This is a genomic window from Pseudomonas sp. AC169, assembly GCF_979258515.1.
Genome location: NZ_OZ409866.1, coordinates 2,257,821 through 2,283,520 on the forward strand (window position 1 = coordinate 2,257,821; position 25,700 = coordinate 2,283,520).

Sequence of the window (25,700 nt, forward strand, 5' to 3'; positions counted from 1 at the left end):
CCGCCGGAAAAGGTTAGATCAAAGTTTTGCCATGGCGTACGAAGGTCGGTTTGACCACTCGTACCGGGTACCACTTGCCACGGATTTCCACTTCGGCGCGGTCGGCGGTGGCCATCGGAACACGCGCCAGGGCAATCGATTTGCTTAGCGTAGGAGAGAAACTACCACTGGTGATCTCCCCTTCGCCAACATCGGCGATGCGAACCACTTGATGAGCGCGCAAAACACCGCGCTCTTCCAGCACCAGACCGACCAGTTTGTGCGCAACGCCAGCGGCTTTTTCCGCTTCCAGCGCAGCGCGGCCGATGAACTGGCGCGTGGCCGGTTCCCAGGCAATGCTCCAGGCCATGTTCGACGCCAGTGGCGAAACGTCCTGATGAATGTCCTGACCGTAGAGGTTCATTCCGGCTTCAACCCGTAGCGTGTCACGAGCGCCGAGGCCGATCGGGGAAATGCCGGCACCGACCAGATCGTTGAAGAAGCCCGGCGCCTGACTGGCCGGCAGGCAGATTTCCAGACCATCTTCGCCGGTATAACCGGTACGGGCGATGAACCAGTCGCCGTCGGTGTAGCCTTCGAAGGGTTTGAGGTGCTGGATCAGCGTGGCGCGCGACTGGGTGACCAGTTCGGCAATCTTGTGCCGGGCCTGCGGACCTTGAATGGCGAGCATCGCCAGCTCGGAGCGTTCGTGCAGTTGCACGTCGTAATCGCCGCGCTGCGCGTTCATCCAGGCCAGATCCTGATCGCGGGTGGAGGCGTTGAACACCAGACGATAAGCGTCGTCGAGGCGATAGACGATCATGTCATCGACGATGCCGCCACGCGCGTTGAGCATGGTGCTGTACAAGGCACGGCCGGGGCGGTGCAGGCGATCGACGTCATTGGCCAGTAAATACTGAAGCCAGGCTTTGGCCTGGGGCCCGGTGACATCGATCACGGTCATGTGGGATACATCGAACACCCCGCAATCGCGGCGCACCTCGTGGTGCTCCTCGACCTGCGAGCCGTAATGCAGGGGCATGTCCCAACCGCCAAAATCGACCATCTTCGCGCCAAGGGCGAGATGCAGGTCATAGAGAGGCGTACGCTGTCCCATGGGTTTCTCCTTCCGGGCGTGGCGAAGGTGCGGACAGTCGCTGCACAGCGTGAAAGCCTTGCAATAGAGGGCTTTCAGCCAATTTCAGCGAAAAGATCTGTCAGACGAACCGCACCGAATGCCGCGCATTGTAGCCGCATGATTCAGGACTCACTACTAAGTGTTTCGATGGGCGGAGCGGCGAATCAGGCCGATGACCGGTAACAATCCGACCAGAACCAGAGTCAGCGCTGGCAAAGACGCCCGCGCCCATTCGCCTTCGCTGGTCATTTCAAAGATCCGCACCGCCAGCGTGTCCCAGCCAAACGGGCGCATCAGCAGGGTCGCGGGCATTTCCTTGAGTACATCGACGAATACCAGCAACGCCGCGCTCAGCGTGCCGGGCAGCAACAGTGGCAGATACACTTTGAAAAACAGTCGCGGCCCACTGACACCGAGGCTACGTGCCGCTTCGGGCAAAGATGGCCGTATACGCGCCAGACTGCTTTCCAATGGGCCGTACGCCACGGCAATAAAACGCACCAGATACGCCATCAGCAACGACGCCAGACTGCCAAGCAGCAACGGTCTGCCCGCGCCACCCAGCCAGGTGGAGAACGGAATCACCAGCTCGCGATCGAGATAACTGAATGCCAGCATGATTGACACCGCCAGCACCGAACCCGGCAAGGCGTAGCCAAGATTGGCCAGACCAACCCCGGAGTTGATCGCCTGCGTCGGCGCCAGCCGTCGAGCGAACGCCAGCAACAGCGCAACGCTGACGGTAATCAGCGCCGCCATGCCGCCCAGATACAAGGTATGCAGGATCAGCCCGGCGTAGCGCTCATCCAGATCGAAACGGCCGCGCTGCCAGAACCAGACGATCAATTGCAGCACCGGAATGACGAAGGCGCAGGCGAATACCAAGCCGCACCAGCTCATCGCCGCCAAGGCCTTGAGACCGCGCAGGTGATACAGCGCTTTCACCCGTGGGCGTTCGTTGCTCGCCCGGTTGGCGCCGCGCGCACGACGCTCGCCGTACAGCACCAGCATCACCACCAGCAACAGCAGGCTGGCCAGTTGCGCGGCGCTCGGCAGACTGAAGAAGCCGTACCAGGTTTTGTAGATCGCGGTGGTGAAGGTGTCGAAGTTGAACACCGACACCGCACCGAAATCGGCGAGGGTTTCCATCAGCGCCAGCGCCACTCCGGCACCAATCGCCGGCCGCGCCATCGGCAACGCTACGCGCCAGAAGGCTTGCCACGGCGATTGGCCGAGCACCCGCGCGGCTTCCATCAAGCCTTTGCCCTGCGCGAGAAACGCGGTGCGCGCCAACAGGTAAACGTACGGGTAGAAAACCAGCACCAGCACGATAATCACCCCGCCGGTGGAGCGCACCCGGGGCAAGCGCAAGCCTGTGCCGAACCATTCGCGCAGCAGGCTTTGCACCGGGCCGGCGAAATCCAGCAGGCCGACGAAAACGAAGGCCAGCACATACGCGGGAATGGCGAACGGCAGCATCAACGCCCAGTCGAGCCATCGCCGCCCGGGGAACTCGCAGAGGCTGGTGAGCCAGGCGAGGCTGACCCCGAGCAGCGTTACGCCGACACCGACGCCAACGACCAGCGTCAGGGTATTGCCCAGCAGGCGCGGCATCTGGGTTTCCCACAGGTGCGACCAGATTTGCTGGTCGATGGTTTGCCAGGAGAGCAGCAGAACGCTCAGGGGCAGGAGCACCAGCGCGGCGATGGCGAAGACGATGGGGTACCAGCGGCGTTGGGCGGGGTGGGCCACTTTTGGGTCTCTGGGGGGATTGGGGTGTTCTTGGTTTGGGTGTTTCAGGTTGGGATTGTTGCCCTCACCCTAGCCCTCTCCCGGGGGGAGAGGGGACTGACCGCGTAGTTTATGGAAATTACGCCGACCTGAAACATCGAGTCGAACTCAGGATTTGAATCTAACTCAGATCGGCTCCCTTTCCCCCTCTCCCTTGGGAAGAGGGCTGGGGTGAGGGGCTGGATCTTGAAGCAGACAAATTTATCGAAAAAGCCTCAGTTCCAACCCGCCCGATCCATCATCCGGATCGCCTCAGCCTGACGCTTGCCCGCCACTTCCACCGGCAAGGTATCGGCTACGAACTTGCCCCACGCCGCCACTTCTGGCGAAGGCGCCACCGCCGGGTTGGCCGGGAACTCCTGGTTCACGTCAGCGAAGATCTTCTGCGCCTCTGGCGTGGTCATCCACTCGACCAAAGCCTTGGCCGCTTCCGGGTGCGGCGCGTGCTTGGTCAGGCCGATGCCCGACAGGTTCACGTGCACACCGCGATCGGCCTGGTTCGGCCAGAACAGTTTCACCGGCAGCTCCGGTTTCTGCTTGTGCAGGCGACCGTAGTAGTAGGTGTTGACGATGCCCACGTCGCACTGCCCGGCATTGATCGCTTCGAGCACCGCTACGTCATCGGAGAACACATCGGTGGACAGGTTGTTGACCCAGCCCTTGAGGATTTCCTCGGTCTTCGCCGCGCCATGGACTTCGATCATGGTCGCGGTCAGCGACTGGTTATAAACCTTCTTCGCCGTGCGCAGGCACAAGCGCCCTTCCCAGTTCTTGTCGGCCAGTGCTTCGTAGGTGGTCAGTTCGCCCGGCTTCACCCGTTCGGTGGAGTAGGCAATGGTCCGCGCACGCAGGCTCAGACCGGTCCAGGCGTGAGTCGACGAGCGATATTGCAGGGGAATGTTGGCGTCGATGGTTTTCGAGGTGAACGGCTGGAGAATGCCCATCTGCTCGGCTTGCCAGAGGTTGCCGGCATCGACGGTGAGCAACAGGTCGGCGGTGGCGTTTTCACCTTCGGCCTTGATGCGCTGCATCAGCGGCGCTTCCTTGTCGGTGATGAACTTGATCTTCACCCCGGTCTTGGCGGTGTAGGCATCGAAGACCGGCTTGATCAGCTCATCGATGCGCGAAGAGTAAACCACCACCTCATCAGCGGCCTGGGCCGTTGTGCTGCCGATCAGGGTCAGGGCCAGTGCGGTCAGAAGACGCTTCGGTGCCAACATGGGAGTGGTCTCTCGGTCGGAAAATGTGGGCCAAATGATAAGGACTCACATTTACCACCTCAATCGAACTCTTTTTGAAGGAGTTACCAGATGTTGCATAAGCTGAAATTAGTGGTGTCGATTCTGGACGCCTTCGCGAGCAAGCTCGCTCCCACAGGGTTTGAGCTGTTCACAAAATTGATGTTTCACACCGACCACTGTGGGAGCGAGCTTGCTCGCGAAGAGGCCATCAGCAGCAACGAAAATGTCAGGCTTTGGCGAGGGCCGGAAGATCACCGGTCAACCCGAGGGCTTCGCGCACAAACAATGCTTTCGCCTCCGGCATCTGCTCCACCAGCTTCAACCCGGCATTCCTCAGCCAGCGCACTGGCAACGGATCCGCCTGAAACAACCGCTCAAACCCTTCCATCGCCGCCATCAACGCGAGGTTATGCGGCATGCGCCGGCGCTCGTAACGGCTCAGTACTTTCACATCCGCCAAACGCTCACCGCGCCCGGCTGCTTGCAACAGAACTTCGGCGAGCACCGCCGCATCAAGGAAACCGAGGTTCACACCCTGCCCCGCCAACGGGTGAATGGTGTGCGCCGCATCGCCGATCAGCGCCAGGCCTTCAGCCACATAGCGTTTGGCGTGGCGCTGACGCAGCGGCACGCACAGTCGCGGATCAGCACTGATCACTTCGCCGAGGCGACCTTCAAAGGCACGTTCCAGCTCACGGCAGAAATCCGCTTCATCCAACGCCATCAGGCGTTCAGCCTCGCTCGGCGTGGTCGACCAGACGATCGAGCACCAATCCTGCTGGCCATCACGCTCCAGCGGCAGGAATGCCAGCGGCCCTTGATCGGTAAAACGCTGCCACGCGGTCATCTGATGCGGTTTGCTGCTGCGCACACTAGTGACGATGGCGTGATGCAGATAATCCCACTCGCGAGTAGCCACCCCGGTCAAACGGCGAACCGCCGAGTTGGCACCGTCAGCGGCAATCACCAGCGGCGCACGCAACTGACGACCATCGGCCAGCGTCAGCAGCCAGTCATCGCCCGAGCGACGCATCTGCTCCAATCGAGCGTTAGCCAGCATGCCCAGATCGCAATCGTGCAAACGGTCGAGCAAGGCATCCTGCACCACACGGTTTTCGACGATGTGGCCGAGCACCTCGGCGTGCACGCTGCTCGCCGAGAAATGAATCTGCCCGGTACCGCTGCCATCCCACACATGCATGTCGGTGTACGGACTGCTGCGGCGTTTGGCAATGCCGTCCCACACGCCGAGGCGTTCGAGAATGCGCTGGCTGGCAGCCGACAACGCGCTGACTCGCGGTTCAAACGCCGCTTCGGCGTCGAACGGTTTGACGCTCAGCGGGCTGCCGTCGAGCAGCAGGACTTCCAGCCCGCTGTCCTGCAACGCCAACGCCAGGGCGCTGCCGACCATTCCGGCTCCGACAATCAGCAGATCTGCGCGCATTTCCATGCTTTAGGCCTGTCTCGCTTGCGGCTTGAGCCGCACATAAAGGGTTTTACCGACCCGCGCCACGAGGTTGCCGGCGCCGTCATGAATGTCGACCTGCAACTGCGGCAGGTATTTTTCGCCATTGGCGGTTTGCCGGCGAATCTCGGCGAGCAGTGTCTCGTCGATGCTGAACCGGGCGAACACCGGGCCTTTGCCCGGCGCGATGAAATCGATGTCGGCAGCCTTGTCCCAGACGATGTACTTCGAGCCGAGGTTTTCCATGAGCATCAGCATGAAGAACGGATCGACCATCGAATACAAACTGCCGCCAAACTGCGTGCCGACGTAATTGCGGTTGTACCAGCCGAGGCCCATCGACACCTGCACATCGCGAAAGTCATCGCTGATGTGCCGAACCCGAACACCGGCGCCGAGGTACGGCGGGTAGAACGTCATCACCCAGCGCATCAATCGCGCTTTGCCGAATCTATTCGTCAACCACTTAAGCATCCGGACGCGTTCCCAAACCCATGGCCTGACGGGCAAACCAGCGCTTGGCCGGCGGCAGCAAATCGAGGCCGAGCAAACCGATGTTGCGCCCCAGCGAAACCAGCGGCTGCGTGCTGCCGAACAGGCGTGTGACCTGATCGGAGAAGCCGACGGTCAGGTCCTGATCGAGACGTTGGCGCTCGCGATACGCCTGCAACGTGGCGAAGTCGCCCAACGGTTTGTCGCTGGTCAACAGCGCCGCCGCCAAGGCATCGGCATCGCGCAGCGACAGATTGAAACCTTGCCCGGCAATCGGGTGCAGGCTGTGCGCCGCGTTGCCGAGCACGGCCAGATGCGAACGCACTTGTTCTTCGGCTTCGACCAGCGTCAGCGGATACAAATGCCGTGCGCCAACCTGTTTCAACGTGCCGAGACGGTAACCGAACACGCCCTGCAATTCGCTGAGGAAATCACGCTCGCTCAAATCGGCCAGACGCTGTGCGTCCATACCCAAACGGGTCCAGACCAAAGCGCAGCGATTTTCCGGCAGCGGCAGCAGCGCCATCGGCCCTTCGTCGGTGAAGCGCTCGAAAGCCATGCCGTTGTGCGCTTCACTCGGGGTGATGTTGGCGATCAGCGCGCTCTGATTGTACGGACGCTTGCGCACGTTGATGCCCAACTGTTCGCGCAGACCGGAGCGACCGCCATCGGCGAGCACCGCAAGGTCGCATTCAAGCGTGGCTTCATCGTTGAGGGTCAGGCGATAGCCGTCGGGCAACGGCTCCATGCGCGTGACTTCCGCCGGGCAGCGCCAGCTGATCACGTCTTTATCGATGTGCTGCCACAGGCACTGGCCGAGCCAGGCGTTTTCCACCACATAACCGAGTGCCGGCACGCCCTCTTCCATCGCCGACAAGCGCGCGGTGGAGAAGCGACCACGATCAGACACGTGAATCTGTTTGATCGGCTCGGCGCGGCGGGAGATTTCCTGCCACACGCCCAACCGTTGATATATCTGCCGCGAACCGAAGGACAATGCCGACGAGCGCGCGTCGTAGCTCGGCTGCCAGCTGTCACCCGGAGCGAACGGCTCGATCAGCACGATTTTCCAGCCACGGGCCTTGGCCCCGGCCTGCAAAGCCAACGCCAGACTGGCGCCGACCAGACCGCCACCGATGATTGCCAGATTGACTCGACTCATGCCGCGTGGGTCCTTGCTTGTGCCATCAGCGCTTCGATTTCTGCGACGGTTTTCGGTACGCCGGTGGTGAGGATTTCACAGCCTGTTTTGGTCACGACCACGTCGTCCTCGATGCGCACGCCAATGCCGCGCCACTTTTTCGCGACGGTCTGATTGTCCGGAGCGATGTAGATGCCCGGCTCAACCGTCAGGGCCATGCCGACTTCCAGCACGCGCCATTCGCCGCCGACCTTGTACTCGCCGACGTCATGTACATCCATGCCCAGCCAGTGACCGGCGCGGTGCATGTAAAACGCTTTATAGGCTTCGCTGGCGATCAACTCGTCGACCTCGCCTTGCAGCAATCCGAGCTTCACCAACCCGGTGGTGATCACTCGAACCGTGGCCTCGTGCGCCTGATTCCAGTGTTTGTTCGGGGCGATTTCGGCGAACGCGGCTTCCTGCGAGGCCAGAACCAACTCATAGATCGCTTTCTGCTCGGGTGAAAACTTGCCGTTGACCGGCCAGGTGCGGGTGATGTCGCTGGCGTAGCAGTCGATCTCGCAACCGGCGTCGATCAACACCAGATCGCCGTCCTTGAGCAGCGCGTCATTCTGCTGGTAATGCAGGATGCAGCTGTTGCGTCCGGCGGCGACGATCGAGCCGTAGGCAGGCATTTTCGCCCCGCCCTTGCGGAATTCGTAATCGAGTTCGGCTTCGAGGCTGTACTCGTAGAGCCCGGCCCGACTGGCCTGCATCGCGCGAATATGCGCTTGCGCCGAGATCCGTGCGGCTTCACGCATCACCTTCACTTCTGCCGCCGATTTATACAGACGCATGTCGTGGAGCAGATGATCCAGGGCAACGAATTCGTTCGGTGGCTGGGCGCCGAGGTGCGCTTTAGAGCGGATCACGTTGATCCAGTCCATCAGGTGGCGATCGAATTCGGGGTTGCTGCCCATCGCCGAATACACCCGGTCGCGGCCTTCGATCAGGCCCGGGAGGATGTCGTCGATGTCGGTGATCGGGAAAGCGTCGTCAGCGCCGAAGTCGCGGATCGCGCCTTCCTGCCCTGCGCGCAGGCCGTCCCACAATTCGCGTTCGGCGTTGCGTTCACGGCAGAACAGCACGTACTCGCCGTGCTCGCGGCCGGGCATCAAGACGATGACGGCTTGCGGCTCGGGAAACCCGCTGAGGTACTGGAAATCGCTGTCCTGACGGTAGACGTGCTCGACGTCGCGGTTGCGAATAGCGACCGCGGCGGCGGGCAGGATCGCGATGCTGTTGGGTTCCATCTGCGCCATCAGGGCCTTGCGGCGACGGCTGTATTCCGCTTTGGGGATATGGGTCATGGGCAGATGGCTTTCCCTGGCACGCGATTAATGCAGCGACGGCTTGGCGGCTGGCGGCACGTCGGCTTTCTTGGTTTCCGAGAACAGCAGCAGCGGCGCGACGCGCAGGTACTCCATGACTTCCATGTAGTCGGTCTCGCCGTCTTCGGATTCTTCGAGGGCATCTTGCACTTGGGAAATGGCGGCCAGATCCTGCAGCACTTCGGTGGCTTCAGTGCTGAGCATGCTGCTGTCGCGGCAGTTCAGGCCGAAACCGCTGAGGAAGCCCTGGCACCATTCGCCCAGTGCAGCGGCGCGGTCGGCCAGTGGCGCATCATCGGTCGGCAGCAGCAGAACGACAGTGACGTCGTCGCCGGTCAGCTCGCCTTTGACCATCTCTTGCAGGCCGATCAGGGCGTTGCGGACGTTGTCCTGGATGTCGCCTTCGAGCAGTTCGGCGGCGTCGATCAACCAGCCTTCGTTATCGAAGCCGGCACCGGCGCAACTGCGTCCGAGCAGCACGCCGTGCAGTTCGGCAGGCGAGACGTTGTGGCCGCTGGAGGTCAGCAGGGTGGCAAAGGCTTGGTACGGGGAATTCGCAATGGTCATGGGCAGCTAGGCGCCAGACGGCGCTATGTCTAGAATGAAGGCCTTGTATCCTACATCGACAGACTCGCCAAGACTATTAAAGGCTGTCCGCCAGCTATCCCCATCAGACGAACACGTGGACACAATGGAAGACACCGACCTGCAAGCGCTGATGGCCAGACTCGAACTGCTGATTGGCCGAGTCGAGCAACTAAAGAGTCAAAACGCACTCTTACTAGCTCAGGAAAAAACCTGGCGCGAGGAACGCGCTCACCTCATTGAAAAAAACGAAATCGCCCGGCGTAAGGTCGAATCGATGATTTCGCGCCTCAAGGCCCTGGAGCAAGACTCATGAGTTCAAGCAATAGCGTCACCGTGCAGATCCTCGATAAAGAGTATTCGATCATCTGCCCGCAGGAAGAACGCAGCAATCTGGTCAGTGCCGCGCGCTACCTGGATGGCAAGATGCGCGAGATCCGCAGCAGCGGCAAAGTCATCGGCGCCGACCGTATCGCCGTGATGGCCGCGCTGAACATCACCCATGACCTCTTGCACAAAGAAGAGCGCCCGGACATCCAGGCCAGCGGTTCGACCCGTGAACAGGTGCGTGACTTGCTCGATCGTGTCGATCTGGTGCTCGCCGACGATCAGAACACCACCAAGGGCTGATTCGACTGGCCGCTTGCGGTATACTCGCGGCACTCCCTGGGGTGCTTGCCAGTTGACGATGTCCCTGAGCCGATTCGCACTACCCTGGAAGTTGCACGTTGGGCTGGTGTGCATGTCCGCTAGACGGAAAGCCTTAAAGTCTACTGCATCTTCCACCTTGAACTTTCGGGTTCAAGGGCTAAGTTGACAGCGGTTCATCCGGGGAGCCTGATTCGAATCCGATGTCGGTGAAAACCGCCATCGGATTTTTTATGCGTACGTTTTCGTCCAACCTGCCGAAGCCGAACCATGACTGAACCCGCGCTGCTGCCCCGCCCGCAACTCCGCCGCCTGCTGCGCAAGGCGCGCCGCTCGCTGAGCAAAAGCGAACAACGTCAGGCTGCCAAAGGGCTGTACCGGCAACTGGCGCAAGACCCGCACTTTCGCCGGGCGAAACATATCTCTCTGTATTTACCCACCGACGGCGAAATCGATCCGCGCCTGCTGTTGCGTGAAGCGCAGCGTCGGGGCAAGGCCACGTACCTGCCGGTGCTCAGCGCCTGGCCGCGCACCAAAATGGTCTTCCAGCGCATTCGTCCCGGCGAGAAACTCAAACCCAATCGCTTCCGCATTCTCGAACCTCGGGCAAATCTGGCCCGGCAACGCAAAGTCTGGGCGCTGAATCTGGTGTTGTTGCCTTTGGTTGGATTTGACGATGTCGGCGGACGATTGGGGATGGGCGGTGGTTTCTATGATCGCAGCCTGGCGTATCTGGCCCGTCGTAAAAACTGGCGCAAACCGACTTTGCTGGGCCTGGCCCATGAATGTCAGAAAGTCGAACGCTTGGCGCAGGCAAGTTGGGATGTGCCGTTGCAAGGCACGGTCAGCGACAAGGCGTGGTATTTCGCGGGATAGGACGCCGCGCAGATCAGCGGCGTCGAAAAAGCAGTGTCAGCGCTTGAAGGCTGTCGACTGTTGTACTTGTTGCGCGATTTCAATCGGCGCATCGGCCTTGTTGGCCCACAGGCTCTGCGCGTAACCGGTGGTCACAACGCCCAAGCCAAACAAAATTACCAAAGTCCATAGTAAATCCGGTTTGCGTTTCATCGATTGCCCCCCTCAAGGCACATCATCACGATGACAGCAGCGGTTTCCGTTCGTAGGCCGTGCAGCAGCGTCAAGCTTTAAAGGCCGGCATTTTGCGACAACGTGAACCTGCGCGCAAACGCTGACGTCAACCGACTGTCGGTTTGTCATAAAATTGCCCGACAACCTGCCCAATGACCGTTTCAGGAGCAAAAAACAATGGCCTATTGGCTGATGAAGTCCGAGCCCGACGAACTCTCGATCAAAGGTCTGGAAAAGCTCGGCAAAGCGCGCTGGGACGGGGTTCGCAATTATCAGGCGCGCAATTTCCTACGGGCGATGGCGGTGGGCGATGAGTTCTTTTTCTACCATTCCAGCTGCCCGGAGCCGGGAATTGCCGGTATCGGCAAAATAATCGAAGCGGCGTACCCCGATCCCACCGCACTGGAGCCAGAGAGTCATTACTTCGATCCGAAGGCTACAGCGGAGAAAAATGCCTGGAGTGCGATCGATGTCGAGCACGTCGAGACGTTTGCCCGGGTGTTGAAGCTGGATTATCTGAAGCAGCAGACGGCGTTGGCGGAGATGCCGTTGGTGCAGAAGGGCTCGCGGTTGTCGGTGATGCCGGTGACGGCGGAGCAGTGGGCTGCTGTCATAGCGCTCAAACCCTGATTCATATGCGCCTGATAAATCGCTTTCGCGAGCAGGCTCGCTCCCACAGTGGATTTGTAGTGATGCACATTTTTGCATTCACCGAATAACCCTGTGGGAGCGAGCCTGCTCGCGATGGGGCCCGACCGGACAACGAATGTCTTACTGAATGATCAGGTTGTTGAACAACAGATCTTCAACCACCGGCTTGCCGGTCTCGTCATTCATCACTTGCTGGGTCTGCTTCAAGGCTTCCTGACGCAGCTTCTCTTTACCTTCGATGCTGCCCATCGCCTCGGTGGTCTGCTGAGTAAACAGCGCCACCAGTTGATTGCGGATCAACGGTTCGTTGGCCTTGACCAGTTTCGCCGACTCTTCGCCGGTCACACGCAGCGCCACGTCGGCCTTATAGACCTTGAGCTTCGGCGTACCATCGAGCCCGTAATTACCCACGAACGGCGGGCTCAGGGTGATGTAGCTTACCTTCGGCGCTTCGCCTTCTTTGGCTTCTTCGGCCAGCGCTGCCACAGGCAGAGACAGGGCCAGCAACAACATGATCCACGCTTTCACAATTCGCTCCTTATCCGGTTTGCGGCCTAGCATAACGACCCGCCGCGCAAGCACAAGCTTATGGCTGACTATCAGGGCCGGGCATGCTCGTTGACCCGTTGACTGACACACCTACACTTATCGGCCATCACTCCCAAAGGAATAGCCCTGATGAAAGCCGTGCTGTGCAAAGCCTTCGGCCCTGCCGAATCGCTGGTGCTGGAAGACGTCGCCAGTCCTGTCGCGAAGAAGAACGAAATCCTGCTGGAGGTGCACGCCGCCGGGGTCAACTTTCCGGACACGCTGATCATCGAGGGCAAATACCAATTCAAACCGCCCTTCCCGTTCTCGCCGGGAGGCGAAGCGGCGGGCGTGGTTCGCGAAGTCGGGGAAAAGGTCAGCCATCTCAAGGTCGGCGACCGCGTCATGGCCCTGACCGGCTGGGGCAGTTTCGCCGAACAGGTCGCTGTGCCCGGCTACAACGTACTGCCAATTCCGCCGTCGATGGACTTCAACATCGCTGCCGCCTTCAGCATGACCTACGGCACCTCGATGCACGCCCTCAAGCAACGCGCCCACCTGCAACCGGGGGAAACCCTGCTGGTGCTCGGTGCGTCCGGCGGTGTTGGCCTGGCTGCCGTGGAGATCGGCAAAGCCATGGGCGCCCGCGTGATTGCTGCCGCCAGCAGCGCCGAGAAACTCGCCGTGGCCAAGGCTGCCGGCGCTGATGATCTGATCAACTACAGCGAAGCCAGCCTGAAGGACGAAATCAAACGCCTCACCGACGGCCAGGGCGCTGACGTGATCTACGATCCGGTCGGCGGCGATCTGTTCGATCAAGCCATCCGCGCCATCGCCTGGAACGGTCGCTTGCTGGTGGTGGGTTTCGCCAGTGGCCGCATTCCGGAACTGCCAGTCAACCTCGCCCTGCTCAAAGGCGCGGCGGTGCTCGGCGTGTTCTGGGGCTCCTTCGCCCAGCGCCAGCCGCAGGACAACGCGGCGAACTTCCAACAGTTGTTTGGCTGGTTTGCCGAGGGCAAGTTGAAACCGCTGGTATCGCAGGTGTACCCGCTGAGCAAAGCAGCGCAGGCGATCAATGATCTTGGCCAGCGCAAAGCGGTTGGCAAGGTTGTGGTGCAGGTGCGCTGAAGGACTCTGACCAGTAAGGCCGGGTTTATCCGGCCTTACTTTTTTAGAAACTTTCGTTACCACAAATAACTATTAACCGGTAGTAACTATATACCGCAGTCGTTTCAGCAGATCACAGTAGCTTGATCACATACAGACACAAGGAGTAACTGTATGAGTGATCAAAACTGGCAACCGGGCCAGCCCTTACCTTTAGGCCTAACAGAAATCAACCCTTACAGAACGCCAATTTACTCACCGAATGCGGGCGGGGGATACGACCGCACTGGGCGAACGAGAAATAGAAGCCGAACCGGCTCAGACTTATTCAGTCAGTTATCTCACCAAGACATCACCGACATCAATGAAACCATCATCATTTCGCAAACGATTCAAAAAATTGAAGCGAGCAAGGCAACTATCGCTAATGATCATCAGATAAAATCCAGTCAGCTTGCCGCTACTCTTCAATCCGAGATCATTACAACCATTGCCAACTTGGGTGGTATGCACGGCATTCCGCCCGTCGAAGCACTTACCCGCCAACAAACAGCATTAACCTACTTGATACATAAAAAAACCCTTGAGCAAAACAGTAACCAGGCAAGAGCAAATGCATTTTATGGCAGTGATCCGCTGGCTCGTACTCAGCAGGACCTGGTCGACGCCTACCTCCGCCTACCCGCGGCGGAAGTCCTTCACAGATGGACCGACTCTTATACAGCTGCTTACACAGCACAAAGGAATGCTGAAGAGCTAAGGCAACTGACGCACAGGCTTCATGTCTTGTCCTATCAATTAACGCAGGCCTACCAGGCAGAGGAAAAGCGGGTTGCCAGATTGCAAGCGCAAGCGGCAGCACAAGCTGCGCGGGCAAAAGCTGAAGCTGAGCATGCGGCCAAAGTCTCGGCGCAGATTGCGCAAGCAAAGGCCGAAGCCGAGCATGCGAACAAAGTCGCTGCACAGATTGCGCAAGCTGAACAAGAAGCTAGAGAGGACGCACTGTGGGAAGAGAAACAAAAGGAAGCCAAGCAACGTAAAGCAGAACAAAACGCCGAGCGAAGAAGAAAGCAGATCGTAGCTTCGATCGCTGCCTCCGAGTTTGATTCGAAGCTGCGTCAATTTTCTCAGAACCGGCCAGAGGGTATCGATGAGAAACTGCGGTGGATAAAAGACCAGTATCAAGCGCTCCATGCCGCCTACCTCGCAGTGTCCAAAGCGGAGAATGAGGTCGGTGGTTTTTATCGAGTACCGGGAAGCGAGAACCGTTGGAACGCATTGAATAATGCCCAAAACGAAATCAAGGCGTTAATTCGCCAGAAACACAAAATCGACATAGTACAAATACCCGTTATCGGCGGCGCGAGTGCTGCTGTTCGCCCAATCATCACTTCCGCAGAGGGTTTGATTACCGGGTATGAAGGCTCACCTTTCTCTTTTGCTAAATCACTCGGCTCCCTGAATGACTTTCGCGCCGCTCTCTCCAGTGGACCAATCGGCGTTTTTCTAGCTTCAGTTTTCTACACTCCGACACTTGGTAACGGTGAGCTACAGCGCAATCCCGTGGTAGTCACCATACCGCTGTCTCAGTTTTACCCAGAGCGTAAATATTCCCCAGTCGGAAGACCTGCTCTCCAATACTGGCTCAGGCACCGCGTAGTGTCATCCGTCCGAGGAGAACACACACAACTTTATCTTGAGTCGCCCAAAAACAGCTTTGGAATGCGGGTCAGGCAAGCCAGCCTTGACCCCCAAACAAAACTTTACACGTTCACCACCGAAGGCTTGATTCCGATTACGCTGACCTGGACTCCTGAGTCACCGCCCGGTGTAGAGTTATCCAACAGCACCGACCTGCCGGCTACCGACCCAGGTATCAGAATTTATCCCGGAGCGAGAGTCACACAAATCGAAGGTCGAGTAGACGAACATCCCTCCTGCGACTTTGACGAACCGGATGATTACATCCTGGAGTTTCCGATAAAGTCGGGGATCGAATCGATCTACATGATGGCCACTCGTGGCGGCCCGCGGTATGAGCCGGGGACGGCTACAGGTACAGGGCAGGTGATTGGCAACAATTGGTTGGGTAGCGCGGCACAATCAAGTGGCTCGCCGGTTCCTGCCCAGATTGCCGATCAGCTGCGTGGTCAAGAGTTCAGGAATTTTGATAGATTCAGGGAAAGCTTCTGGAAAGCGGTTGCAGCGGATGAGTCACTAAGGCGGCAGTTCGGTAAAGTTGATTTGGAGCAAATGGCCAACGGCGCAGCACCTTATGCGGAGCCTTTGGACACCGTCGGCGGCAGAGAGAAAATTGAAATACACCACAAGCACCGAATTGCTGATGGCGGAGAAGTATACGGTCTGGAAAACCTGAGCATCCTAACTCCAAAAGCGCACGTAGAATTGCATAAAAAGGTACTCCACAATGAATTTCAAAGATAAGTTAGAGGATTACACAGAGGTAGAATTCTTAACTTTTTTAAGAAGCTTCTTCGAGAATGACAGTGGTCTTTCGGGCGATGCCTATAGTGAGTATTCCTCAAAGCGGATGCGGCATTTTGAAAAAGTAACAGAACATCCAAGGAAACGGCTGGTTTTAACTCGTCCAATAGGACGCGAGGATAGCCCAGAAGGAGCGCTCGAAGAAATCAAAGAATGGCGCCTAGCAAACGGCAAACCTGGCTTTAAACCAGAGTAATAAAAATAGCGCCACTCTCTGTGGCGCTGTCTAACTAAGAATCAAAGCAACTCACGAATTTCCACAGGCAGCAGACTCACAAACTTGCGCGTTGGACTCTCTCGACAACTCCTCACGATCATCGAAACTCGCTTGTTCATCTTCGCAATCATCGCCAGACGCTGTTCATCCGGCAGCTGAGTCTTGTGGAAGACGTTCGTAAGATAGGCGCGGGTTTGTGCGAACGCCGCCGAATCGATCCATGAATACTCTGCAATATTCGCCAGATTCTCGTTGACCGTTCGGCATCTCAAGACTTTCAGTTGCTGATTGACATGAATCGGCTGATCCAGATCGAGCCGAAAGACGATCGGCGCGACGACTTCCTGCTTTTCGGGCTTGCCCTCTTCAACAGCCCAAGGCTTGAAACGCCACTGCACCAGCGCGACTCTGACCGCCTCGGCCAGCTCGGGGTGATCGCTTTTCAGGATGCTGATCTCGCTGACCGAGCCGTCCGCCCTGGCGGTAAAGCGCGCCTTCACCTCACCTGTGATCCCTGCCCTGAACAGCGCTTGAGGATAAACCGGTCTGGGGTTGTCCTCAGGAATCAAAAGCACCTCTCCCAGCGCAGCACCACCGACGACCAACAAAAACAACGCCACAATCCACCGCATGCTCCACCCCCTAGCGCTCGAATGCCAATCCCGGCAACAGCACAAAGGTTACGGAGCAATGACACTTAACTGAATGGCGCAACTTCTGCGTTGGGTGCAGGACATTTCCCAAGACACGACGGTAAATCGGGCGAAAGCGCCACGCGAATGCTCAGAGGTAACTCTTCTGACGGATTCCTTTACCACTCAGCCTGCAATATCACCCGGCATCAGATGTTCCTGAACCTTTTCGCTACGCGAATGGATTAACTGCCCCTTGTCATCGAAGCGCAGAACAATCAGCCAATCGTAAACATCGACCGGCCATTTCGGCTGGCCGATCAGTGCCGGGCCGTCTCCGCCGAATGCCGCAATCAGTTTGTTGATGTGGCTGTGGTGCCAGGCGATCAACACGGTTTTCGCCTGATTATTCTTGCGCAGCGAGCTGACCAGTTTGTCGACGTCGTTATTGGCGTAGGGCTGCTCGATCGGCAGTTGCAGGCGTTGGGACAGTGGCATCAGCGTCTGTCGCGGGCGGATGCTTTGCGGGCTGTCAGCGGTAGCGATCAAACGTTGAGGAGTGAATGTCTGGTCATCCAGTTGCAACGAGGTGAAATAGTCCGCGTAAGCCGCCGCGCGCTGTTCGCCCCGGGCATTGAGTTCAGGGCCCACCTCAGGCTTTTCCGCATGACGGACGATCAGCACGGTGACATTGCGCAAACCCGGCGCCGCAGAATCCTGCGCGAAACTCAGCGCCAGCACCGAAACGGTGAGCGCTACGGCAGCCAGCAATCTGGGTAGCAACATGCGAACTTTCAGGGCCATCTTCTTCTCGGCGATCATTCGGTCTCTTGATCGCGAGTCTAAGACACAACGCTCCGACCGCTACAAAAACGCCTTGTTCTTACAGCTGAGCGACAGGTTCGTAAAGGAATGCGCGACTTCCAACATTTTCCGCTGTTTGGTCGATGCGAACCGGTGCTATTTTCGGTAACGAAACTGTAACATTCGCATCCGCAGTCAAAACAAGAAATCTGGAGCTCTTGAATGTTTGCTTTCTTTCGTCCTGCCGCACATCAGGCTCCATTGCCTGAAGAAAAAATAGACAGCACCTACCGACGCCTGCGCTGGCAGATCTTCGCCGGTATTTTCTTTGGCTACGCGGGTTACTACCTGCTGCGCAAAAACTTCTCCCTGGCCATGCCGTACCTGATCGACGAAGGCTATAGCCGCGGTGATCTGGGCCTGGCGATGTCGGCGATCGCCATTGCTTATGGCTTGTCGAAATTCCTCATGGGCCTGGTGTCCGACCGTTCCAACCCGCGCTACTTCTTGCCGTTCGGCCTGCTGGTCTCGGCCGGTGTGATGTTCATTTTCGGTTTCGCGCCTTGGGCAACGTCCAGCGTGACCATGATGTTCATCCTGCTGTTCATCAATGGCTGGGCTCAAGGCATGGGCTGGCCGCCAAGTGGCCGGACCATGGTGCACTGGTGGTCGCAGAAGGAACGCGGCGGCGTGGTGTCCGTATGGAACGTGGCGCATAACGTCGGCGGCGGCCTGATCGGCCCGCTGTTCCTGCTCGGCATGGGCTTGTTCAACGACTGGCACGCGGCGTTCTACGTACCGGCAGCCGTTGCGCTCGGCGTGGCCGTGTTCGCGTTCATCACCATGCGAGACACCCCGCAATCGGTTGGCCTGCCGCCGATCGAGAAATACAAGAACGATTACCCGGAAGGCTACGATGCCAGCCACGAAGACGAATTCAGCGCGAAAGAGATCTTCGTCAAGTACGTGCTGCGCAACAAAATGCTCTGGTACATCGCCATGGCCAACGTCTTCGTCTACTTGCTGCGCTACGGCGTGCTGGACTGGGCACCGACCTACCTGAAAGAAGCCAAGGGTTTCACTGTGGATAAAACCTCGTGGGCCTATTTCTTCTATGAATGGGCGGGTATCCCGGGCACGCTGCTGTGCGGCTGGATGTCGGACAAGATCTTCCGAGGCAACCGTGGCCTGACTGGCATGGTGTTCATGGCATTGGTGACCGTCGCGACCCTGGTTTACTGGCTGAACCCGGCCGGCAACCCGACCGTCGACATGATCGCGCTGTTCTCGATCGGCTTCCTGATTTACGGCCCGGTGATGCTGATCGGCTTGCAGGCGCTGGAACTGGCTCCGAAGAAAGCCGCCGGCACTGCCGCAGGCTTCACTGGCTTGTTCGGTTACCTGGGCGGTTCGGTCGCGGCCAGTGCCGCGATGGGCTACACCGTTGACCATTTCGGCTGGGACGGTGGTTTCGTGCTGTTGGTGGGCGCTTGCCTACTGTCGATGGCCTTCCTGGCTCCGACGCTGTGGCACAAGCAAGTCGCCAGTCAGAGCCGCGAAGCAGTCGCTTGATCGGCCTGTGATTTACAGCGCTTGAGCCGCGCCTCCAGATTCCGATCTGGCATGGCGTGGCTGCGCAGGGCGTGGGCGGTCTGCTCGACATAATCGCGAGTGGTGCCGTAACGCCCGCTGGCGCTTTCGAACACCTGGCTCAGCACGTGATCCGGCAAGTTGCCGGCATAGCTGGGCAGGTGCCGCTCCAAGACAAATCCCAAGGCCTGCACCTGGCTACCGTCGGCGAGACGGCAGTTGAGCCAGTGTGGCCGATAGGATGGCACCGGCATCTCGCGTTTCCACAGCGCATACAGCGCGGCATCGAGATTGTCTTCCGGCAAGCGATAAGCGAAGCCGCTGCACGAACCACCACGATCCAGACCAAATACCAGACCGGGCATTTCCGGTGTACCACGATGCTCGTGCGACCACAGGTACAAGCCGCGATGGTAGCCGTGCACACGTCCACGCACCCGCTCCACCGCCGAACACTCCGGCCGCCAGATCAGCGAACCATACGCGAACAGCCACACCGGCCCGCCCTTGTGGCGCGCCATGGTCGATTGCATGGAAGCGAGAAGTTGTTCGTGCGTCAGCTGCGGCCCAAGATCGAGCCGCGGAGGGTAATTCAAATTCAGAAAAGCGTTTTCAATGGCGCTCATGGCGAATAGCGTTCAGCTCCCCGCGGGTGAAGAATTACTTAATAGAACGCACCGCTGTAACAATAAGGCACATATGTTTTAAGGCAATTTGAGTGCCATGGCACAGTTCTTAATTGATTGCCTGATTGATATATAACCTAGCGGTATTTATGCAATTACATAAATACCGATCGGCTATATAGAGAGTTATAACGGATTCAGGAGCGGGGAGCGTAAGCGAACACGTCCGCGCGCATTTGATGGGCGTCCATCCCGGCTTCGACCAAGGCGTCGAGCGTGCCGTAGACCATGGCCGGCGAGCCGCTGGCGTAGACGTGCAGCGGTTTCAGATCCGGGAAGTCTTCACAGACTGCCTCGTGCAGCATGCCGCAGCGCCCTTCCCAGCCGCATTGATCGCTGACGACTTTGTGCAGGAACAGGTTGGGCAACTTCAGCCATTCGTCCCAGTGCTCGATCTCATAGAAATCCTCCGGACGACGCACGCCCCAGTACAGATGCACCGGGTGTTTGAAGCCATTGGCGCGGCAGTGTTCGATCAGCGCGTGAATCTGGCCCATGCCGGTGCCGGCGGCGACCAGCACCAGCGGCCCGTCAGGCAACTCGGCCAGATGCGTATCGCCAAACGGCAGCTCGACACGCACCATCGCGTTGCGTTGCAGCTGCTCGATCAGACTCAGTGCACTGGCTTCGCGCGCCAGCACATGGATTTCCAGATCGCGTCCGCCGTGGGGTGCCGAGGCCATGGAGAACGCCGATTTTTCGCCGTTCTCGCGTTCGATCATCAAGTACTGCCCGGCGTGGTAACGCGGTGGCTTGCCGGCCGGCGCACGCAGACGCACGCGCCAGGTGTCGCCGCCGACATCGCGGCATTCGATGACCTGACAGGACAGGCTGCGCACCGGCAGTTCTCCCAGCGCGAGCACGCCATCCCACAGCAGGATGCAGTCTTCCAGCGGCTCGGCTATGCAAGTGTAGAACTCGCCGTGGTCGTGCACCTTGCCGTCCTGCGCAACGCGGCCTTCCACCAGCAGCGCCGCACACACGTGACAATTGCCGTTGCGGCAGCTTTGCGGGCATTCGTAGCCCAGGCGCCGCGCACCATCGAGAATCCGCTCACCGGGCTGTATCTCGAGCACTGCTCCGGAGGGCTGCAGGGTTACACGCATCAATCTATTCCTAACTGATTCCAGATGGCATCGATCCGTTGGGTGACGGCGTCGTCCTTGACGATCACGCGGCCCCACTCGCGAGTGGTTTCGCCCGGCCACTTGTGGGTGGCATCAAGGCCCATTTTCGAACCCAGGCCGGAGATCGGCGAGGCGAAGTCGAGGTAGTCGATCGGCGTGTTGTCGATCATCACCGTGTCGCGCTTGGGGTCCATGCGCGTGGTGATGGCCCAGATCACGTCGTTCCAGTCGCGGGCGTTGATATCGTCATCGGTGACGATAACGAACTTGGTGTACATGAACTGTCGCAAAAACGACCAGACACCGAGCATCACGCGCTTGGCATGCCCCGGATACGACTTCTTCATGGTCACGATGGCCATGCGGTACGAACAGCCTTCCGGCGGCAGGTAGAAGTCGGTGATCTCCGGGAACTGCTTCTGCAGAATCGGCACGAACACTTCGTTCAGCGCCACGCCGAGAATCGCCGGCTCATCCGGCGGACGGCCAGTGTAGGTGCTGTGGTAGATCGGTTTGATCCGGTGGGTGATGCGCTCGACGGTGAACACCGGGAAGCTGTCGACTTCGTTGTAGTAACCGGTGTGGTCGCCGTACGGGCCCTCATCGGCCATTTCGCCGGGATGGATCACGCCTTCGAGGATGATTTCGGCAGTGGCCGGCACTTGCAGGTCGTTGCCACGGCACTTCACCAGCTCGGTGCGATTACCGCGCAGGAGCCCTGCGAAAGCGTATTCGGAAAGACTGTCCGGCACTGGCGTCACGGCGCCAAGGATGGTCGCCGGATCCGCGCCAAGGGCCACGGACACCGGGAACGGCTGGCCCGGATGCTTTTCGCACCACTCGCGATAATCCAGGGCGCCGCCACGGTGGCTGAGCCAGCGCATGATCACCTTGTTGCGGCCGATCACTTGCTGACGGTAGATACCGAGGTTTTGACGATCCTTGTTCGGGCCTTTGGTGACGGTCAGGCCCCAAGTGATCAGCGGACCGACGTCGCCAGGCCAGCAGGTCTGCACCGGCAGCATCGCCAGATCGACGTCGTCGCCTTCGATGACCACTTCCTGGCACACCGCGTCTTTGACGACTTTCGGCGCCATCGAGATGATCTTGCGGAAGATCGGCAGCTTCGACCATGCGTCTTTCAAGCCCTTCGGCGGCTCCGGTTCCTTGAGGAAGGCCAGCAGCTTGCCGATTTCGCGCAGCTCGCTGACCGACTCGGCGCCCATGCCCATGGCCACCCGCTCGGGAGTACCGAACAGGTTACCGAGCACCGGGATGTCGTAGCCGGTCGGCTTTTCGAACAACAGCGCCGGGCCCTTGGCCCGCAGCGTGCGGTCGCACACCTCAGTCATCTCCAGCACCGGCGAGACGGGAATCTGGATGCGTTTCAACTCTCCGCGCTGCTCAAGCTGCTGCACGAAATCCCGAAGATCCTTGAATTTCATTGACGATGGCACCCTCAAAATAGGCGTACATCCTACCTGCTCTGACGGGCAAACAGCAGCCCGTCAGAGCCTGGCATCAATCAATTGTCGCTGGTGCCCAGCATCAACGGCGCAAACAACGGGCTCAGTCTGGCGCTGCCAACGTCCGAAAGATGATCGGCATCCTTGTACTGCGAGTGGCCGTCGACATCGATGGCGCACAGGCCGTCCTTGCACATCAGCGGCGTCGGATCGATGACATGAATGCCGGCATCAGCGGCGCTCATCGAGCCAAACAACGACGTGAAAAACTGCTGGCGAGCCAAGTGTTCGCTGAGCGGGCGACCGAGACCTTCTGCCGAACGGCCAATGCGCGCCAGACTGGTCAGACGGTCGATGAAGCTCTTGTGTTGCAGCGGCACTTCCTTGAACAGCCAGACTTGCACACCCGCTTCACGCAGCTTGGCCACTTGCGCCTTGAGGGCGGCGGCCATGCGCTGTTCTGCCTGGCGTGGGTTGTCCTTGCGATCGAGCAGGAACTGCAGATCGCCATCGCCGTCTTCACGACCATAAACGTACAGACTCCAGTTCGCCGCCAGCACCACGTCCTTGATCCCCAGACTCGTGACGCGGTCCATGTTGCGCTGGTTGAAGTCTTTGCACTGGGGGCGCAAGTGGTCATCGATGATCGGCGGGCACCCGGTCAAGCTGTACAACCACACCGGCTGCACGTTGCGCCCGGTATTGCCTTCGATGGCCGGCAACAATGCAGCGGCGTGACTGTCGCCCCAGAACATTTTTGTCGCCGCAATATGCTGATCGCCACCCACAAGGCAGGATTTGGTCAGCGCCTTGTCCGTGCTCAGATGCATGCACTTCGACTGCCCGGCGTTCCACTCCCGCGATTGCGCATATTCCAGCGCCTTGCCGGTCAGACGCTGCGGTATGCCGTCCGCCGAGCGAATCAACGAGCCGGTGATTGCCAGCACGGTGATCGACACCAAACCGCCGACCAACACCGAGTTGCGGCTGGCGAATACACGCTTTTCACGGAATGGCAGTTCGATATAGCGCAGGCTCAGCCAGGCCAGGACCAACGCGAGGGCTATCCAGCCCACGGCCTCCAGCGGCTGGATGCCGTCGATGGAAATCGCGTTGGCATACACGTAGACCGGCCAATGCCACAGATAAAACGAGTAGGACAGTAAGCCGATCCAGACCATCACCCGCATACTCAACAGCCGGCCGGCCCACGTCGCGCCCTGGGCGCCTGACCATATCAGCGCCGTCGTGCCCAATACCGGCAACAGCGCTGCCCAGCCCGGGAACACTGTGGTTTTGTCGAAGGCAAACACCGCCACCAGCACCGCCGCCAGCCCGGCGAGGCCGACAGACTGCCGCAGCCATGGCCGCGCGACATGCTTGGGCACCGGCATGACCGCCAGCATCGCTCCACAGAGCAACTCCCAGGCGCGGGTCGGCAGGGCGAAAAACGCAAACTCCGGTCGGCGCTCGATGTAAACAATGTTCAAACCGAACGACACCAGCAGCACAGCGAACAACATCCAGCGCCAATGACGGACATAACGCATCAGCAACACCATCATCAACGGGAAGAAGATGTAGTACTGCTCCTCCACCGCCAGTGACCAGGTGTGCAGCAACGGCTTGAGTTCCGAGGCGGGCTGGAAGTAGCCGTCTTCGCGCATGAACAGAATGTTGGAAATGAACAGGGACTGGTAACGAATGGTGCGCCCAAGCTCAGACAGGTCTTTGGCCGTCAGTAACAGCCAGCCCAACGCCAGCGTTACCAACACGACGACGGTCAATGCCGGCAGGATGCGCCGGGCACGACGCCCCCAGAAATCGAGGAAACTGAAGCGCTGGGCGCTGATTTCGCGGAACAGGATCGAGGTGATCAGAAAGCCGGAAATGACGAAGAACACATCAACGCCGACAAAACCGCCGCTGAATGTAGTGAATCCGAAATGAAACAGTACGACGGGAATAACCGCCAGTGCCCGTAATCCGTCGATATCACGGCGATTGCCAAACGTGTGCATGAAAAAACCTTACCTGTTCTGGATACAAAATCCCTTGAAGGCGCGAAGTTATCAGCCGCGCAAACTTCAATCCAGATACAAATAATCCAAGGCAAAAAAAAGCGCCCTTTCGGACGCTTTTTTCAAACAGCTTTCGTATTACTTGCGCTTCATCGACAAGAAGAACTCGTCGTTGGTCTTGGTCGTCTTCAGCTTGTCGACCAGGAACTCGATGGCAGCCACTTCGTCCATCGGGTGCAGCAGCTTGCGCAGGATCCACATACGCTGCAGTTCGTCGTCGGCAGTCAGCAACTCTTCGCGGCGGGTGCCGGAGCGGTTGATGTTGATGGCCGGGAACACGCGCTTCTCGGCGATCTTGCGATCCAGAGGCAGTTCCATGTTGCCGGTACCCTTGAACTCTTCGTAGATCACTTCATCCATCTTCGAGCCGGTTTCAACCAGCGCGGTGGCGATAATGGTCAGCGAGCCGCCTTCTTCGATGTTACGTGCAGCACCGAAGAAGCGTTTCGGCTTCTCGAGGGCGTGGGCATCGACACCACCGGTCAATACCTTGCCGGAGCTCGGGATCACGGTGTTGTAGGCACGGGCCAGACGGGTGATGGAGTCGAGCAGGATCACCACGTCTTTCTTGTGCTCGACCAGGCGCTTGGCCTTCTCGATCACCATTTCTGCCACCTGGACGTGACGGGTCGGCGGCTCGTCGAAGGTCGAGGCAACCACTTCGCCGCGCACGGTGCGCTGCATTTCGGTCACTTCTTCCGGACGCTCGTCGATCAGCAGCACGATCAGATGAACTTCAGGGTTGTTACGGGCGATGTTCGCTGCGATGTTCTGCAGCATGATCGTTTTACCGGCTTTCGGCGGTGCGACGATCAGACCACGCTGGCCTTTGCCGATCGGAGCGCACAGGTCGATCACACGACCGGTCAAGTCTTCGGTGGAACCGTTACCGGCTTCCATCTTCATGCGCACGGTCGGGAACAGCGGGGTCAGGTTCTCGAAGAGAATCTTGTTTTTCGCGTTCTCGGGACGATCGAAGTTGATCGTGTCGACCTTGAGCAGGGCGAAATACCGCTCGCCTTCCTTCGGAGGGCGGATCTTGCCAACGATGGTGTCACCGGTGCGCAAGTTGAAGCGGCGGATCTGGCTTGGCGAGACGTAGATATCGTCCGGGCCGGCCAGGTAGGAAGCGTCAGCGGAGCGCAGGAAGCCGAAGCCGTCCTGGAGAATCTCCAGCACGCCATCACCGGAGATTTCCTCGCCGCTTTTCGCGTGCTTTTTCAGCAGGGAGAAAATCACGTCCTGCTTGCGCGAACGGGCCATATTTTCTATGCCCATCTGTTCGGCCAATTCGAGCAGTTCGGTAATCGGCTTTTGCTTGAGTTCAGTCAGATTCATATAGGAATGACGTAATCATTTATGGA

At 58.9% G+C, this 25,700-nt stretch carries 25 protein-coding genes and 1 other RNA gene; 9 read left to right on the top strand and 17 right to left on the bottom strand.

Annotated features, from left to right (window positions below):
• Positions 1-13: 13 nt before the first annotated feature.
• The 8 genes from gcvT to ACZZ0G_RS10335 all read right to left on the bottom strand — a co-directional run bounded on the left by gcvT (position 14) and on the right by ACZZ0G_RS10335 (position 9,187).
• A complete protein-coding gene (gene gcvT, locus ACZZ0G_RS10300; protein WP_463556077.1) occupies positions 14-1,096 on the bottom strand; it encodes a glycine cleavage system aminomethyltransferase GcvT in 1,083 nt (360 codons plus the stop codon).
• 156 nt (positions 1,097-1,252) lie between these two features.
• Positions 1,253-2,869 (bottom strand): ABC transporter permease, encoded by a 1,617-nt coding sequence (locus ACZZ0G_RS10305; protein ID WP_463556078.1) that lies wholly within the window; start codon positions 2,867-2,869, stop codon positions 1,253-1,255.
• A 254-nt stretch (positions 2,870-3,123) separates the two neighbouring features.
• On the bottom strand, positions 3,124-4,128 hold the full coding sequence (locus ACZZ0G_RS10310; protein ID WP_463556079.1) for an extracellular solute-binding protein: 1,005 nt from the start codon (positions 4,126-4,128) through the stop codon (positions 3,124-3,126).
• Between the two features lie 247 nt (positions 4,129-4,375).
• Positions 4,376-5,593: a 2-octaprenyl-3-methyl-6-methoxy-1,4-benzoquinol hydroxylase gene (locus tag ACZZ0G_RS10315; RefSeq protein WP_463558839.1), complete on the bottom strand. Its 1,218-nt coding sequence runs from the start codon at positions 5,591-5,593 to the stop codon at positions 4,376-4,378.
• A gap of 9 nt (positions 5,594-5,602) precedes the next feature.
• Entirely contained in the window at positions 5,603-6,088 is a 486-nt protein-coding gene (locus tag ACZZ0G_RS10320) for a DUF4442 domain-containing protein (RefSeq protein WP_463556080.1), read from the bottom strand.
• Entirely contained in the window at positions 6,081-7,268 is a 1,188-nt protein-coding gene (gene ubiH, locus ACZZ0G_RS10325) for a 2-octaprenyl-6-methoxyphenyl hydroxylase (protein WP_463556081.1), read from the bottom strand. The genes ACZZ0G_RS10320 and ubiH overlap by 8 nt, the downstream gene beginning before the upstream one ends.
• Positions 7,265-8,599 carry a Xaa-Pro aminopeptidase gene (pepP, locus tag ACZZ0G_RS10330; RefSeq protein WP_463556082.1) on the bottom strand — a complete coding sequence of 445 codons (1,335 nt, stop codon included), beginning with the start codon at positions 8,597-8,599 and terminating at the stop codon, positions 7,265-7,267. Before pepP ends, ubiH begins: the two co-directional genes overlap by 4 nt.
• A gap of 27 nt (positions 8,600-8,626) precedes the next feature.
• The gene (locus ACZZ0G_RS10335; protein WP_007911199.1) at positions 8,627-9,187 is read right to left on the bottom strand and encodes a YecA/YgfB family protein; all 561 of its coding nucleotides are present in this window, start codon (positions 9,185-9,187) and stop codon (positions 8,627-8,629) included.
• A gap of 124 nt (positions 9,188-9,311) precedes the next feature.
• Here ACZZ0G_RS10335 and ACZZ0G_RS10340 point away from each other — a divergent pair, with 124 nt between their 5' ends.
• The 4 genes from ACZZ0G_RS10340 to ACZZ0G_RS10355 all read left to right on the top strand — a co-directional run bounded on the left by ACZZ0G_RS10340 (position 9,312) and on the right by ACZZ0G_RS10355 (position 10,729).
• Positions 9,312-9,521: a TIGR02449 family protein gene (locus ACZZ0G_RS10340; RefSeq protein WP_007911197.1), complete on the top strand. Its 210-nt coding sequence runs from the start codon at positions 9,312-9,314 to the stop codon at positions 9,519-9,521.
• Entirely contained in the window at positions 9,518-9,835 is a 318-nt protein-coding gene (locus ACZZ0G_RS10345) for a cell division protein ZapA (protein WP_034151990.1), read from the top strand. Before ACZZ0G_RS10340 ends, ACZZ0G_RS10345 begins: the two co-directional genes overlap by 4 nt.
• A gap of 30 nt (positions 9,836-9,865) precedes the next feature.
• Positions 9,866-10,044: non-coding RNA, 6S RNA (ssrS, locus tag ACZZ0G_RS10350), on the top strand.
• 79 nt (positions 10,045-10,123) lie between these two features.
• Positions 10,124-10,729 carry a 5-formyltetrahydrofolate cyclo-ligase gene (locus ACZZ0G_RS10355; protein WP_463556083.1) on the top strand — a complete coding sequence of 202 codons (606 nt, stop codon included), beginning with the start codon at positions 10,124-10,126 and terminating at the stop codon, positions 10,727-10,729.
• A 36-nt stretch (positions 10,730-10,765) separates the two neighbouring features.
• Here ACZZ0G_RS10355 and ACZZ0G_RS10360 read toward each other — a convergent pair whose 3' ends face one another.
• A complete protein-coding gene (locus ACZZ0G_RS10360; RefSeq protein WP_090287349.1) occupies positions 10,766-10,921 on the bottom strand; it encodes a hypothetical protein in 156 nt (51 codons plus the stop codon).
• Between the two features lie 198 nt (positions 10,922-11,119).
• Between ACZZ0G_RS10360 and ACZZ0G_RS10365 the strand changes: the two genes are divergently transcribed.
• Positions 11,120-11,572: an EVE domain-containing protein gene (locus ACZZ0G_RS10365; protein ID WP_206414486.1), complete on the top strand. Its 453-nt coding sequence runs from the start codon at positions 11,120-11,122 to the stop codon at positions 11,570-11,572.
• A 141-nt stretch (positions 11,573-11,713) separates the two neighbouring features.
• On the opposite strand, the gene ACZZ0G_RS10370 is transcribed toward ACZZ0G_RS10365, so the two are convergent.
• Complete coding sequence (locus ACZZ0G_RS10370) at positions 11,714-12,121, bottom strand: flagellar basal body-associated protein FliL (protein WP_034151993.1); 408 nt, start codon at positions 12,119-12,121, stop codon at positions 11,714-11,716.
• Positions 12,122-12,271: 150 nt separating this feature from the next.
• Between ACZZ0G_RS10370 and ACZZ0G_RS10375 the strand changes: the two genes are divergently transcribed.
• The 3 genes from ACZZ0G_RS10375 to ACZZ0G_RS10385 all read left to right on the top strand — a co-directional run bounded on the left by ACZZ0G_RS10375 (position 12,272) and on the right by ACZZ0G_RS10385 (position 15,929).
• On the top strand, positions 12,272-13,249 hold the full coding sequence (locus ACZZ0G_RS10375; protein ID WP_463556084.1) for an NADPH:quinone oxidoreductase family protein: 978 nt from the start codon (positions 12,272-12,274) through the stop codon (positions 13,247-13,249).
• A gap of 153 nt (positions 13,250-13,402) precedes the next feature.
• Positions 13,403-15,673: an S-type pyocin domain-containing protein gene (locus ACZZ0G_RS10380; protein ID WP_463556085.1), complete on the top strand. Its 2,271-nt coding sequence runs from the start codon at positions 13,403-13,405 to the stop codon at positions 15,671-15,673.
• The gene (locus ACZZ0G_RS10385) at positions 15,657-15,929 is read left to right on the top strand and encodes a bacteriocin immunity protein (RefSeq protein ID WP_463556086.1); all 273 of its coding nucleotides are present in this window, start codon (positions 15,657-15,659) and stop codon (positions 15,927-15,929) included. The genes ACZZ0G_RS10380 and ACZZ0G_RS10385 overlap by 17 nt, the downstream gene beginning before the upstream one ends.
• 41 nt (positions 15,930-15,970) lie before the next feature.
• Here the strand turns inward: ACZZ0G_RS10385 and ACZZ0G_RS10390 are convergent, their stop codons facing one another.
• Both ACZZ0G_RS10390 and ACZZ0G_RS10395 read right to left on the bottom strand, forming a co-directional pair.
• On the bottom strand, positions 15,971-16,582 hold the full coding sequence (locus ACZZ0G_RS10390; RefSeq protein WP_463556087.1) for an energy transducer TonB: 612 nt from the start codon (positions 16,580-16,582) through the stop codon (positions 15,971-15,973).
• 186 nt (positions 16,583-16,768) lie between these two features.
• Positions 16,769-17,386, bottom strand: a complete 618-nt coding sequence (locus ACZZ0G_RS10395) for a flagellar basal body-associated protein FliL (protein WP_463558840.1) — start codon at positions 17,384-17,386, stop codon at positions 16,769-16,771.
• A 222-nt stretch (positions 17,387-17,608) separates the two neighbouring features.
• Here ACZZ0G_RS10395 and glpT point away from each other — a divergent pair, with 222 nt between their 5' ends.
• Complete coding sequence (glpT, locus tag ACZZ0G_RS10400) at positions 17,609-18,958, top strand: glycerol-3-phosphate transporter (protein WP_007911178.1); 1,350 nt, start codon at positions 17,609-17,611, stop codon at positions 18,956-18,958.
• On the opposite strand, the gene ACZZ0G_RS10405 is transcribed toward glpT, so the two are convergent.
• The 5 genes from ACZZ0G_RS10405 to rho form a co-directional block, all read right to left on the bottom strand.
• On the bottom strand, positions 18,934-19,602 hold the full coding sequence (locus tag ACZZ0G_RS10405; protein WP_463556088.1) for a gamma-glutamylcyclotransferase: 669 nt from the start codon (positions 19,600-19,602) through the stop codon (positions 18,934-18,936). The genes glpT and ACZZ0G_RS10405 overlap by 25 nt on opposite strands.
• 197 nt (positions 19,603-19,799) lie before the next feature.
• Positions 19,800-20,768, bottom strand: coding sequence for a CDP-6-deoxy-delta-3,4-glucoseen reductase (locus ACZZ0G_RS10410; protein ID WP_016985911.1), 969 nt, complete (start codon positions 20,766-20,768; stop codon positions 19,800-19,802).
• Positions 20,768-22,234, bottom strand: coding sequence for a 4-hydroxy-3-polyprenylbenzoate decarboxylase (gene ubiD, locus ACZZ0G_RS10415; RefSeq protein ID WP_077574985.1), 1,467 nt, complete (start codon positions 22,232-22,234; stop codon positions 20,768-20,770). Before ubiD ends, ACZZ0G_RS10410 begins: the two co-directional genes overlap by 1 nt.
• Before the next feature lie 80 nt (positions 22,235-22,314).
• On the bottom strand, positions 22,315-24,276 hold the full coding sequence (locus ACZZ0G_RS10420) for an acyltransferase family protein (protein WP_463556089.1): 1,962 nt from the start codon (positions 24,274-24,276) through the stop codon (positions 22,315-22,317).
• A 138-nt stretch (positions 24,277-24,414) separates the two neighbouring features.
• Positions 24,415-25,674 (bottom strand): transcription termination factor Rho, encoded by a 1,260-nt coding sequence (gene rho / locus ACZZ0G_RS10425; RefSeq protein WP_003229334.1) that lies wholly within the window; start codon positions 25,672-25,674, stop codon positions 24,415-24,417.
• Positions 25,675-25,700: the final 26 nt, after the last annotated feature.